The following is a 12,333-nucleotide window of genomic DNA, read 5'->3' as shown; positions in this document are numbered from 1 at the left end:
GAGACTCACACGTTATGGCCAACGCCTTGCTGCAGAAATGGATAGAACATGCAGAACGTCGTGCGCTGTTCTGGTGGCAGCCCAAGAACGCTGGCGTGAATATGGGAGATCACCTGTCCAAGGTGATCGTCTCCTGCGTGCTGTCCCTGCAGGACAAGACGCTGATCGAAAAGCAGGATCTGAGCAAGAAGCTGATCGCGATCGGTTCGGTACTGCACTTCGCCAAAGACGGCGATACCGTCTGGGGTAGTGGCATCAACGGCAAGATTCCTGCCGAGCGCAACACCTTCAGTACGCTCGATGTCCGTGCAGTGCGTGGGCCGAAGACGCGCAAGTTTCTGCTCGATCGCGGCATCGCAGTGCCGGAAGTGTATGGCGATCCCGGGCTGCTGACGCCGATGTTCTTCCCGGCCGATGCGCTCGGTACGATCAACAAGCGCCCGTTCGCCATCGTTCCGCACTTCAACGAGCCGGTTGAAAAGTACAGCGCGTACAAGGATCACTTGGTCTTTCCCAACGTCAAGCCCGCAACCTTCATGAGCGCGTTGCTTGGCGCCGAGTTGGTGATCAGCAGCTCGCTGCACGGCTTGATCCTTGCCGAAGCCTATGGCATCCCGGCGGTGTATCTGGATTGGGGCAATGGCGAAGATCGCTTCAAGTACGACGACTACTACAACGGCACCGGGCGTATGCAATGGCATTCCGGCAACAGCGTGGAGGAGTGTCTGCAACTGGGCGGCAACGGCGATTTCGATCTGGAAAAGCTGCAGGCCGGGCTGTTGGCTGCCTTCCCTTACGACCTTTGGTGATTCGATGATGCAGGGCCAGCGCGTGGATGTGGAAACAACGGGGATTGCCAGCGGAACCACGCCGCCGGGTGTGGTGATTCCGTTGGGCGGCTTTCCGGTCCTGTCCACCACGCAGGAAGCCTTTGCGTTGGATCTATTCCACGCGCTGGCCGCCCGTCAGCCGCGACGGGTGTTCTTTGCCAATACCAATTTCATCGTGCAATGCCAGGCGCTGCGGACGCGCATGCGCGAGCCCAGCGTGCGCATCGTCAACGACGGGATCGGCATGGATCTGGCTGCGCGGCTGATCCACGGCCGCCGCTTTGCGGGCAACCTCAATGGCACCGACCTGATTCCGTATCTGTGCCGTGAGAGTGCGCAACCGCTGAAATTCTTTCTGCTGGGCGGCCGTCCGGGTGTGGGCAAGACCGCTGCGGCGACGCTGACCGGGACCTTGGGGCAGCAGGTGGTCGGCATGTGCGATGGTTATGGCGAATTTGCGGCGGCGGGCGAGGGCCTGGCCGAGCGCATCAATCGCTCCGGTGCCGATGTGCTGCTGGTGGCGTTCGGCAATCCGCTGCAGGAGCGCTGGATCCTGGACCACAGCCATGCGCTGAGCGTGCCGCTGGTGTTCGGGGTGGGCGCATTGCTCGATTTCTTGTCCGGTACCGCAAAGCGTGCGCCCGAGTGGGTGCGAGGCCTGCACATGGAGTGGATGTATCGGCTGCTCAACGAGCCACGCCGTTTGCTCAAGCGCTATAGCTGGGATTTGTTGGTGTTCTTCCGCACCTGCTTGCGCGCGGGAAAGCAGCTGCCCTGATGCAGCGCAGGCGTGTCTGGCCTAGCATGCCTGCATGCATCCGACCGCCGCCGCCCTGATCCGCTCGCTGGACCTCGCCCCGCATCCAGAAGGCGGGCACTACCGCCGCATCCATGCCTCTGCGCGTCAGGTGACCGACAACGGCCAGACCCGCCCGGCAATGACCGCCATCCGTTTTTTGCTGAGTGCCGGCGAATGCAGTGCGTGGCACCGCGTGGATGCGGAAGAAACCTGGCATTGGCAGCTGGGCGATGCCTTGGAACTGCTGATCTATGACACCTGTACCGAACAAGTGCAGCGTGTGATCGTGGATGCCGCCGAACGCGGTGAGCCGATGCATGTGGTGCCGGCAGGCTGCTGGCAAGCGGCGCGCTCGCTCGGCGATTTCACCCTGGTGGGCTGCACGGTATCGCCGGGATTCGTCTGGGAAGGCTTTGCGTTGCTCGACAAGGCCTCGCCGCTGGCTGCACGCCTGGCGACGCTGCTGCCACGCTAATCATCGACCGCGTTTGCGCGTCCGAACGCTTCCCTAACGCGGCTGCTGCCGGCTTGGCGTACTGTCCGCCTCAAACAGGGGGCAAGACACCATGCAACGCAAGGTCGCGGGATGGGGAATGGGTTTGATGCTGGTGTCGCTGCTGGCGACCGCCGGTGAAGCCGTGCCGCCCAAGGTGGCGACGCCGGCACCAGCAGTGGTGGATCTGGAGGCCATGGTCGTGCGCGGCGTGCAGCCCGGGCCGGGCTTGTGGAAGGTCAGTAAGGGCGATCATGTGTTGTGGATCCTGGGTACCTTGTCGCCCTTGCCGAAGCGGCTGCAGTGGCAGTCGACCGAAGTGGAAACCATCATCGGCCAGTCCCAGCAGGTGCTGGCAGCGCCAACCGTGCAGGTGGATGCGGACATGGGATTCTTCGGCAAGCTGACCTTGCTGCCGTCGGCCATGAAAGCGATGAAGAACGAAGACGGGCGCGAGCTGCGCGACATCTTGCCGGCCGACCTGTATGCGCGCTGGAGCGTGTCCAAGGCGCGCTATCTCGGCAGCGACCGCGGCGTTGAGCGCAAACGCCCGATGCTGGCTGCCGGCGAGTTGTATCAGGCGGCGATCAAGCGCTCCGGCCTGGCCCGTTCGCCGGTGGTTTGGCCAGTGGTGGAACGCGCTGCCAAGCGTGCCGGCATCAAACCCACACCGACCGCGCTGGACTACAAGATCAAGGACCCGCGCCAGGCGCTCAAGGAATTCCGTGCCGGCGGAATGGACGATACCGCATGTTTCCGCAGCATTCTGGTGGCCGTGGAGCGCGACCTGCCGACGATGGTGGAGCGCGCCAATGCCTGGTCGGTGGGCGATGTCGAGGCCTTGCGTCGGCTGCCGCGCGAAGATCCGCAGGCCGCCTGCATGGACGCAATGGCCAGCTCCGATGCTGCAAGGAAGCGCGGCATCGACGATCTGGAACGGCGCATGCGCGAGCATTGGCTGGGTATCGCCACCGCTGCGCTGCAACGCAATCGCAGCACGTTCGCGGTGTTGCCGATCAGCCGGTTGACCGCGCCGGATGGCTATCTGGCACGCCTGCAAGCGCTGGGCTATGAGGTGGAAGCGCCTTGAGGCGATGTCGCCGCGTGCGCCTGGCGCGTCATGCAGAGCAGGAGCACAGCAGCTGTCAGAGATGCAATGGATGCGGCAGGTGGCTGTTGCGCTGCGTGCCTCGCGGTGCATGCGCTTAAAGGTGTATCGGCATGCACGGCGGTTGGCCTGCCGATGCGGCCACGGTATGCTGCGCGCCTTCATGTCTTGAGAGCTCCGCGTTGAACGCATTGCCGCTGCGCATCCTGGGCACCGGGCGCCATGTTCCGGCGACGGAAGTGACATCGCACCAGTTGGACGAGCGCTGGCAGTTGCCGGCCGGAACCACGTTCGCGCGTCTCGGCGTGGAGACGCGCCATTACGTGGGCGAGGGCGAGACCGCATCGTCGATGGGGGCAGCCGCTGCACAGCAGGCCTTGGCCAGCGCCGGGCTCGATGCCAGCCGGATCGATTGCCTGATCTCCGCCTGCAGCGTCATGGAGCAGCCGATTCCCTGCCAGGCGGTGCTGATCCAGCGCGCGCTCGGCCTCGGCGATTCGGGCATCCCCGCATTCGACGTCAATGCAACCTGCCTCAGTTTTCTGGTGGCCCTGGACATGGCGGCCAACGCACTGGCGCTAGGTCGCTACGAGCGCGTGCTGATCGTCTCCAGCGAAGTCGCATCGGCCGGGCTGGATGCGGCGACGCCGGCCACGGCCGGCTTGTTCGGCGATGGCGCAGCCGCAGTGGTCGTTGGACGCAGCGACGCAGGGCAGGGCTCGGCGCTGCTCTCCAGCCGGCTGTCCAGCTATGGCAATGGCGCCGAGCTGTGCCGCATTCGCGGCGGTGGCACGCGTTACCCGCATGGCGAAGACAGCGCGCCCGATGCCTCGCGCGTGTTCTGCATGGACGGACGCGGCGCCTACCGTTTCGCCGCGCGGCATCTGCCGGCGTTTTGGGAACAGCTGCTGCACGAGGCCGGCACCGCCACCGCAGCCTTGCGTTGCCTGGTACCGCACCAGGCTTCCGGCGGCGGCCTGGATCATGTGGTGCAGACCTTGGGACTGCGCCCCGAACAGGTGGTGCGCATCCTGCAACACACGGGTAACCAGGTCGCCGCGTCGTTGCCGCATGCGCTGCATCACGCACGCGTCGACCTGGGCCTGCAGCGTGGCGATCTGGTCGCGCTGCTCGGCACCGGGGCAGGGCTTGCCATCGGCGGCATGGTGTTGCGTTACTGATGCCGGTCCGCGTGTCGCTCGAGCTGCTGCGCGTGGGCCACTGCCGCCATTGCGAACGCATGGTGCGTGCAGATGGTCACTGGCATGCGGTGGAATTCCCCGCACTGAGCGTGCTGATCCGGCATCCGCAGCGTGGCGCGCTGTTGTACGACACCGGCTATGCCGCGCATTTTTTTCGTGCCACCGATCCCTGGCCGGAGCGCCTGTACCGCTGGACCACGCCAGTCAGCTTGCCCGCCGACCAAACCCTGGGCGCGCAGTTGAACAAACGTGGCGTATCGCTGGATGACATCGCCTGGTGCCTGATTTCGCACTTCCACGCCGACCATGTCGGCGGCCTGCGCGATCTGCCCAATGCGCGCTTTCTCTGCCTGCGCGCGGATTACCAGCAGCTGCGCAGCTGTTCGCGCATGGGTGGGTTGCGCCGCGCCTTGCTGCCGCAGCTGCTGCCGGACGACTTCGACCAGCGGCTGCAGTTTGCCGACCGGGCACCGCAGCGCGCGTTGACTGGAGCCTGGCAGGAGCTCGGCCCGGCCTACGATCTGTTCGAGGACGGCAGCGTGCTCGCGGTATCGCTACCCGGGCACGTGCCCGGCCAGATGGGACTGTGGGTACGCGACCAGCACGACCGCGAGGTGTTGCTGTGTGCGGACGCGGTATGGTCCTCGGCCACCTGGGCCACGCTGCAATGGCCGGCCTGGCCCACGCGTCTGCTGATGCACGACTGGCACGCATTCCAGCACACCGTGCATCGCTTGCACGCCTTGTCGCACGCCCATCCGGAACTGGTCATCCTGCCTTCGCATTGCCAGCCGAGTCTTGACCGATATCAACCGGAGTGGCGATGAGCCTGCGCATTCTCGTGACCGGCGCGTCCGGTTTTGTCGGTGGTGCATTCTTGCGGCGCTTTCAGGGGCAGCCGGGCGTCGAGATTCACGGTATCGGCCGCCGCGCCAGCGACCTGCCCAACTACCATCGCATCGATCTGAGCCAGGCCTTCTCGCTGGACTGGCAACCGGATGTGGTGATTCATGCAGCTGCGTTGGCCTCGCCGTGGGGCACGCGTGCGCAGTTTCAGCGGCACAATGTCCAGGCCACCGCCAACCTCATCGACTTCTGCAAGCGCAACGGCTGCCCGCGCCTGCTATATGTCTCCTCCAGTTCGGTGTTCTATCGCGAAGCGCATCAATACGGCCTGGATGAAGACAGCCCGATCGGCCCGGCGTTCGTCAATACATACGCACAAACCAAATATCTTGGCGAGACGTTGCTGGATGACTATCCCGGGGAAAAGAGCGTGTTGCGCCCGCGTGCGGTGTTCGGGCCCGGCGACACGGTGCTGTTTCCGCGCGTGATCGCCGCCGCGCGCAAGGGTGCATTGCCGCGTTTCGTCGGCCAGACCCAGCCGGTGATCGGCGACCTGATCTATATCGATACGCTGTGCGATTACCTGTACCGCGCGGCCACCGCGCCGCAGTTGCAGGCTGCTTACAATCTCACCAACGCACACCCGGTGGACCTGCAGCAGTTGTTGTTGGAGGTGCTGGCGCGCCTGCAGCTGCCGTTGCCACGGCGCGAGGTGCGCATCGGCACCGCATTGCGCATGGCCAGCGTGGTGGAAGCGGTGTATCGCGGGCTGCGGCTGCGGGGCGAGCCGCCGATCACGCGCTTCGGCGTTGGCGTGTTCGCATATTCCAAGACCTTCGATCCGCGCCGCACGCTTGCCGATCTGGGCCCGCCCAGCGTCGGCCTGGACGAGGGCGTGGACGCCTTCGTGCGCTGGCAGGCAGCGCAGTGGACCTGATCGTTCCCATCCTGGCGGCGTTGTATCTGGCCGTGCTGCTGGTCAAGACGGCGGCCGTGCTGTGGGTGATGCGTGGCGAACGTGCGAGGCCGGCGCGCCGTGCCGTTGCCACGCCGGCCGAGGTGGCGATCCTGCAGCCTATTCTTGGTGGCGATGCGCATTTGCAGGAGGTGCTTGTTGCCAACGCGCAGGCATTGCCGCAGGCGCAGTTCGTCTGGTTGCTGGATGCCGACGATGGCCCGGGAAACGCCGCTGCCGCTGCTGTCGTTGCGCAATATCCGCAGCTGCGGATCGCGCGCATTCTCGTGCCCGCGGCGCCACCAGGCATCAACCCCAAGGCCTGGAAACTCGATTACGCGCTGCCGCACATCGATGCGGCTGTCAGCCTGGTTCTCGACGACGATGCGCACCTCGGCGGCCATGCGCTGTCGCAACTGTTGTCGGACCTCACGCATGCCGATGTGGTCACCGCACTGCCGTATTACCGCGACAGCGCCACGCTGGCCGGGCGCCTGTTGGCGCAGTTCGTCAACAACAATGCCGCGCTCACGTACTTGGGCTGGCTGCCATTCGCAGCGCCGCTGACCATCAATGGCATGTGCTATGCCGCGCGTACCGAACAGCTGCGCAGCTGGGGTGGCTTTACTGCATTGCTGGAGCAGCTGACCGACGATCTGGCCTTCGCCACCCTGGTGCGCGACCGCGGCGGGCGGCTCTGGCAATCCACTGCGCCGGTGGCGATGCGTACCGCCATGCCCGACCTGCGTGGCTATATGCGCCAGATGCATCGCTGGATGCTGTTCGCATCGATCCTGCTAGGCCGTCAACGCCTGCACGTACGCAGTGCCATCGGCGTGTTGCAGGGGCTGCCGCCGTTGCTGCTGGTGGCCATGCTGGTCTGCGCTTGCATGCAGCACACCTGGCCGGCTGCACTCTGCGTGCTGATCGTCTTGCTGGTGCGCGCGCTGCTGCTGTGCGCTGTGCAATGGCGCGTCACCGGCGCCGTTCGCCACCGCCTGCTGGTGTCGCTATGCGCCGAATGCCTGCAGCCGCTGCATCTGCTGCACGCAGCGCTGGTGCGCACGATCCGCTGGCGCACGCGGCGTTACCGCGTGCTACCGAATGGGTGCTTTCGTGCGGAGTGAGTCGGGGCCGCTGCAGATCGCCTTCCTCACCGGGCAAAGCGATCCGGCAAGCTGCGCCTTGAGTGCGGAGCAGGGCGCATTTCTGCAACAGCTTCAGGGCGCAGGCCGGCAGCTGCTGGATTGCAATTACCCGTATCGCCGCAACGGCGCGCCGCACCGGCGCACGCCGTTGTGGCGTGCCAGCCTGTCCAATGCACGGCAGTATCTTGCGGCCCGACATGCCCGCCTTGCCGAAGCCGATCGCAAGCGTGTCCATGCGCTGCTGGATCAGGCGCCGATGACGCTGCTTCTTGCCGGCAGCTGCGGACTGCAGCTGTTGACCGCATTGCAGTTGCCGGATGCGCTGCGTGCACGCCTGGCGGTTTTTGCGTACGGCCCGGTGTGTCATGCGCCCTCAGTGTTCTGCCAGCTGCGCGTGGTACAGGGCCGCAGCGACTGGATCTCTCGAACACTGTTCGATGGGCAGGTCGATGCCAGACCTGCGTGCGGACACATGGCGTACCTGCGCAACGCCGAGGTGCTTGCCGAGTGCCAGCGCTTTGTCGCGCAGATCGAACGAATGCGACAGGGCGCAGCGCATGCGCATTGATCTGATCGCACCGCCCTACAGCGGCCATCTGCATCCCATCCTGGCGATCGCGCAACAGCTCACCGCGCAGCACGATGTCTGCGTCATCAGCACGCCTGCTGCGCGGGCGCGCATCGAGGCATGTGGGCTCGCCGCTGCCAGCGTGCTGGATGCGCATGCCGATCGCTTGCTGCTTTCCATCGCCAACCCGCCGCATGCAGTGGGCCACAACCCCGTGCGCCTGCGTCGGCAGTTGCACAGCGCACTCGGGCTCATGGCGCAGCTCGGCGAAGCGCTGCAGCAGCGCTGGCACGCGCGGCGGCCGGATCTGGTGATCGTCGACTTCACCCTGCCCAGCGCAGGACTGGCCGCACAGACGATGGGCATTGCCTGGTGGACCAGCATGCCGTCTCCATGCGTGATCGAAACCACGGATGGGCCGCCCGCATACTTTGGCGGGTTGCTGCCTGCGACCACACCCTTGCAGCGTGTCTGGCATGCAGCGGCACGCCGGCTCACACGTGGCTTCAAACGGACCCTGCACCTTTGCTATCGGCGCCAGATGCGCGCGTGCGGGTTGCCGGCAATCTATCGCCGCGATCGCAGCGAGGCGGTGTATTCGCCGCAGTGCATCCTGGCCCTGGGAGTTCCGTCGTTCGAGCTGGCGCAACGCTGGCCGACGGCAGTGCGCTTTGTCGGGCCGCAGTTGTGCACGCCGCCTTCGTCGGTGCCGGCGCCCACCTTCGTCGACGGTCGCCGGCATGTGCTGGTGACGCTGGGCACGCATCTGCAATGGGTCAAGCAGCGCATGGATGGCGTGTTGCGTGCGCTGGCGCCGCAGTTCCCGGAGGTGGTCTTCCATTTCAGCGACGGCGACACCGGCGCTTCGCCGCAGCCGGGGCAGGGCAACTATCAGCGGCTGCCCTATGTGGATTACGCCCAGCACCTGCACCGCTACGCCTTGGTGATCCATCACGGCGGCGCCGGCATTCTCTACGCCTGCCTCGCCGCGGGATTGCCGGCCATCGTCTACCCGCTGGATTACGACCAGTTCGATCACGCCGCGCGCCTGCAGGTGGCAGGTGCTGCCTGGTGGTTGCGCGATCTGGATGGCTTGCCGGCGTTGCTGCGTCAGGCGCTCGGCGCCGGCGAGGTGCCACATGGCGTGCGTCGCCTGCAGGCGGCGCTACAACTGATCCAATCGCAGGCGCGCATCGCGCAGCTGGTGGAGGGTTTCGCGCGTACTGGCGCGGTGCCGCCGGTGTAATGCGGCACGCGCCACAACGAATCTGTCGGCGCGCTCAGCCTGCCGCAGCGTTCAACGCAGGCGTCTTGCTGGTCATCAGTTGCGGCCAGCGCTTGAGCACGGCGGCGCGAATGCCGGCCTGGTCGATGCCGGCCTCGGCCAGCAGGTCTTCGCGGCTGGCGTGATGCTGGAAGCTGTCCGGCAGGCCCAGGTGCAGCATCGGCATGGTAACGGCTTCGGCGTTGAGCAGTTCCGACACGCCAGCACCTGCGCCGCCTGCAACCACGTTGTCTTCGATGGTGACGAAGCCGTCGTGGGTTTTTGCGAGCTCCAGCAGCATCGCCTTGTCCAGCGGCTTGACGAAGCGCATGTTCACGACCGTCAGCCCCAGTTCGCGGCCGACCGCCTCTGCCGCATCCACCGTCGCGCCGAAGCCGAGCAGGGCGATGCGGGTGCCGCTGTGGCGCAGCTGCGCCTTGCCGATCGGCAGGGTGGCCAGCGAGGCATCGAGCGCCACACCCGGGCCGGTGCCGCGCGGGTAGCGCACCGCTGCCGGGCCCTGGTACTGCACGCCGGTGCTCAGCATCTGACGGCATTCGGCCTCATCGGCCGGCGCCATCACCACCATGTGCGGCACGCAGCGCAGAAAGCTCAGATCCAGATTGCCGGCATGGGTGGCGCCATCCGGGCCGACCACGCCGCCGCGATCGATCGCAAACAGCACATCCAGTTGCTGCACCGCCACGTCGTGCACCAGTTGGTCGTAGCCGCGCTGCAGGAAGGTGGAATAGATCGCGACCACCGGCTTGGCGCCCTGGGTCGCCATGCCAGCGGCCAGCGTTACCGCGTGCTGCTCGGCAATGGCCACATCGAAATAGCGCTGCGGATATTCCTTGCTGAAGCGCACCAGGCCCGAGCCCTCGCGCATCGCCGGTGTGATCACCAACAGCTTGGGTTCGGCGGCGGCCATGTCGCAGACCCAATCGCTGAAGACGTCGGTATAGGTCGGCTTCTTGGCGCCGGCCTTTGCCACCAGGCCCTTGCTCGGATCGAACGGGCCAACGGCGTGATAACCGATCTGATCGCCTTCGGCCAGCTCGTAGCCCTTGCCCTTGGTGGTGATGACGTGCAGCAGTTGCGGGCCCTTGAGCGTCTGCAGGGTCTTCAGTGCGCCAACCAGGCTGGGCAGGTCGTGGCCATCGATCGGGCCGGTGTAATGGAAGCCCATCTCCTCGAACAGCGTGGACGGCACGAACATGCCTTTCCAGTGTTCTTCCCAACGCCGCACGAAACGCGCGGTAGGGTTGTTCTTCTTGTCGCCGAGGATCTTCTTGCCGCCTTCGCGGATCGCATTGAGCGTGCGGCTGCCGCTGGCGCGCCCCAGCATCTTGGTCAACCCGCCCACTGCTTCGGAGATCGACATGCGGTTGTCGTTGAGGATCACCAGCAGATTCGGTTCCGGGTCCATGCCGCCAGCGTGGTTCAGCGCTTCGTAGACCATGCCGGCGGTCATTGCGCCGTCGCCGATCACCGCCACCACCTTGCGGTCGTCGACGTTGCGCTGCGCAGCGATGGCCATGCCGAGCGCGGCCGAGATCGAGGTCGACGAATGGCCCACGCCGAAGGTGTCGTAGATGCTCTCTTCGCGCTTGGGAAACGGCGCCACGCCGTCCTTCTGCTTGACCGTGTGGATCTGGTCGCGCCGGCCGGTGAGGATCTTGTGCGGGTAGGTCTGATGCCCGACGTCCCACACCAGTTGATCCACCGGCGTCTGATACAGGTAGTGCAGGGCGACGGTGAGCTCGATCACGCCCAGGCCGGCCGCGAAGTGCCCGCCGCTCTTGCCCACCGATTCGATCAGATAGGAGCGCAGTTCTTCGGCGATCGCGGTCAGCTCGGCTTCGTCGAAGCGGCGCAGATCGTCGGGAGTCTGGATGCGGGACAGGCGCGGATAGCGGGTGGTGTCGATCATCATCGTGTCAATCTTCTGAAGCCGTATTGTCCTCCCCATGCGAAGGCCCGGCAAGCAAACCGGTTCAGCTGTCAGCGGGAAGTGATGGGCACACACACCGTCACGCCTGGCGCGCGCGATGCTTACCCACACCTGCGGCAATCTGCCGCACCGTTCGATGGACCGATTGCGCCGAGTCCTCTAGACCACTTGGCCCTTGCCTGCGTGGGATGGGACGCTTGGCCGTGTCCGGGTGCCTCATGCGTTGGATCGCCGTGGCCGGGTTCGATGTCACGTCGGACACCCCGTGCGCCAGCGAAGCCGCCAGCGCTGCGGCGCGAGTGGGGCAACCGCACGGCATCCAGGCCCAAGCGCCCGTGGTTGTCTTGGCACTCGGCCGAAGGGTGGCGCGGCCACTCACCAGCCGGCAGGCGCAACGCGTGGCCAGCCGGCTTACAGCGACAGCTTGGAGCGTTTGGGCAGTTGCGCGCGCAAAAAGGCCATCTGATCGGACAGGATGTTGCGGTTGGACAGGATCAGGTGCTCGATCCAGCTCGGCCGGTAGGGCACCGCCAGCAGCGGCATATGCGCCTGTTGCGGCGTGCGGTTGGCCTTGCGCGAATTGCACTGGAAGCAGGCGGTCACCACGTTTTCCCAACTGTCGCGACCGCCTTTGGACACCGGCATGACGTGGTCGCGGGTCAGGTGCGGGCGACTGAAATGCTGGCCGCAATACATGCACAGCTGCGAATCGCGCGCGAATAACGCGGTGTTGCTGAGGGTCGGGGTCGGGTCCAGCGCGCGCGACCGGGCATGCCCGCGCGCGGCGATGATGGGGTGCAGTTCCAGCGTGCTGCGCTCGCCGGTCAGCCGCGAGATGCCGCCGTGGATCTGCATGCATGGCTCGCCCAGCGTCCACGACACCGCATCGCGGGCGTACAGGCAGGCAGCGTCTTGCCAGTTGATCCAGTCCAGCACGCGGCCATGCGCATCGAGCGACAGCAGGCGAAGCGTGGGGAGTTGGTGGATTGCGGCGACAGCGCTGCCCGTGTCCGGGGCAGCGCTGCCTCCGGGGACGATCACATCACGAACGTGCGTGTCTGTCTCCATCGGGAAAACAGCTTATACCCGATCGTTGACAGTTTGTGTATCGCAGCGAATGGCGTTGGCGCGTGTCTTCAAGCACTGGCTCGGCAAGTCCCGTTGCC

At 65.7% G+C, this 12,333-nt stretch carries 12 protein-coding genes; 10 read left to right on the top strand and 2 right to left on the bottom strand.

The features are described 5' to 3' along the window. The first annotated feature begins 14 nt into the window (after positions 1 to 14). The 10 genes from AC1POX_RS13625 to AC1POX_RS13580 all read left to right on the top strand — a co-directional run bounded on the left by AC1POX_RS13625 (position 15) and on the right by AC1POX_RS13580 (position 9,195). Positions 15 to 809 carry a polysaccharide pyruvyl transferase family protein gene (locus AC1POX_RS13625; protein ID WP_014090472.1) on the top strand — a complete coding sequence of 265 codons (795 nt, stop codon included), beginning with the start codon at positions 15 to 17 and terminating at the stop codon, positions 807 to 809. A 4-nt stretch (positions 810 to 813) separates the two neighbouring features. Continuing rightward, positions 814 to 1,608 carry a WecB/TagA/CpsF family glycosyltransferase gene (locus AC1POX_RS13620; protein WP_008574554.1) on the top strand — a complete coding sequence of 265 codons (795 nt, stop codon included), beginning with the start codon at positions 814 to 816 and terminating at the stop codon, positions 1,606 to 1,608. A 34-nt stretch (positions 1,609 to 1,642) separates the two neighbouring features. After that, positions 1,643 to 2,104, top strand: a complete 462-nt coding sequence (locus AC1POX_RS13615) for a cupin domain-containing protein (RefSeq protein WP_008574552.1) — start codon at positions 1,643 to 1,645, stop codon at positions 2,102 to 2,104. A gap of 91 nt (positions 2,105 to 2,195) precedes the next feature. Next, positions 2,196 to 3,212 (top strand): TraB/GumN family protein, encoded by a 1,017-nt coding sequence (locus AC1POX_RS13610; protein WP_372356280.1) that lies wholly within the window; start codon positions 2,196 to 2,198, stop codon positions 3,210 to 3,212. A 131-nt stretch (positions 3,213 to 3,343) separates the two neighbouring features. After that, positions 3,344 to 4,411, top strand: a complete 1,068-nt coding sequence (locus AC1POX_RS13605) for a 3-oxoacyl-[acyl-carrier-protein] synthase III C-terminal domain-containing protein (RefSeq protein ID WP_372356279.1) — start codon at positions 3,344 to 3,346, stop codon at positions 4,409 to 4,411. Beyond that, complete coding sequence (locus tag AC1POX_RS13600; protein WP_122272632.1) at positions 4,411 to 5,259, top strand: MBL fold metallo-hydrolase; 849 nt, start codon at positions 4,411 to 4,413, stop codon at positions 5,257 to 5,259. The genes AC1POX_RS13605 and AC1POX_RS13600 overlap by 1 nt, the downstream gene beginning before the upstream one ends. After that, positions 5,256 to 6,215 (top strand): NAD-dependent epimerase/dehydratase family protein, encoded by a 960-nt coding sequence (locus AC1POX_RS13595; protein WP_008574543.1) that lies wholly within the window; start codon positions 5,256 to 5,258, stop codon positions 6,213 to 6,215. The genes AC1POX_RS13600 and AC1POX_RS13595 overlap by 4 nt, the downstream gene beginning before the upstream one ends. Continuing rightward, positions 6,206 to 7,360, top strand: a complete 1,155-nt coding sequence (locus AC1POX_RS13590) for a glycosyltransferase family 2 protein (RefSeq protein WP_031423213.1) — start codon at positions 6,206 to 6,208, stop codon at positions 7,358 to 7,360. The genes AC1POX_RS13595 and AC1POX_RS13590 overlap by 10 nt, the downstream gene beginning before the upstream one ends. Then, on the top strand, positions 7,338 to 7,949 hold the full coding sequence (locus AC1POX_RS13585) for a hypothetical protein (protein WP_372356278.1): 612 nt from the start codon (positions 7,338 to 7,340) through the stop codon (positions 7,947 to 7,949). Before AC1POX_RS13590 ends, AC1POX_RS13585 begins: the two co-directional genes overlap by 23 nt. Further along, on the top strand, positions 7,939 to 9,195 hold the full coding sequence (locus AC1POX_RS13580) for a glycosyltransferase (protein WP_372356277.1): 1,257 nt from the start codon (positions 7,939 to 7,941) through the stop codon (positions 9,193 to 9,195). The genes AC1POX_RS13585 and AC1POX_RS13580 overlap by 11 nt, the downstream gene beginning before the upstream one ends. 34 nt (positions 9,196 to 9,229) lie before the next feature. Here AC1POX_RS13580 and dxs read toward each other — a convergent pair whose 3' ends face one another. Continuing rightward, positions 9,230 to 11,146 (bottom strand): 1-deoxy-D-xylulose-5-phosphate synthase, encoded by a 1,917-nt coding sequence (dxs, locus tag AC1POX_RS13575; RefSeq protein WP_372357180.1) that lies wholly within the window; start codon positions 11,144 to 11,146, stop codon positions 9,230 to 9,232. A 432-nt stretch (positions 11,147 to 11,578) separates the two neighbouring features. After that, positions 11,579 to 12,235, bottom strand: coding sequence for an HNH endonuclease (locus AC1POX_RS13570; RefSeq protein ID WP_011347885.1), 657 nt, complete (start codon positions 12,233 to 12,235; stop codon positions 11,579 to 11,581). Between the last annotated feature and the right edge of the window lie 98 nt (positions 12,236 to 12,333).

This window comes from Xanthomonas sp. NCPPB 3442, assembly GCF_056725145.1.
The sequence above is the reverse complement of the archived record's forward strand: the minus strand, read 5'-3'. Positions and strand labels throughout refer to the sequence as shown.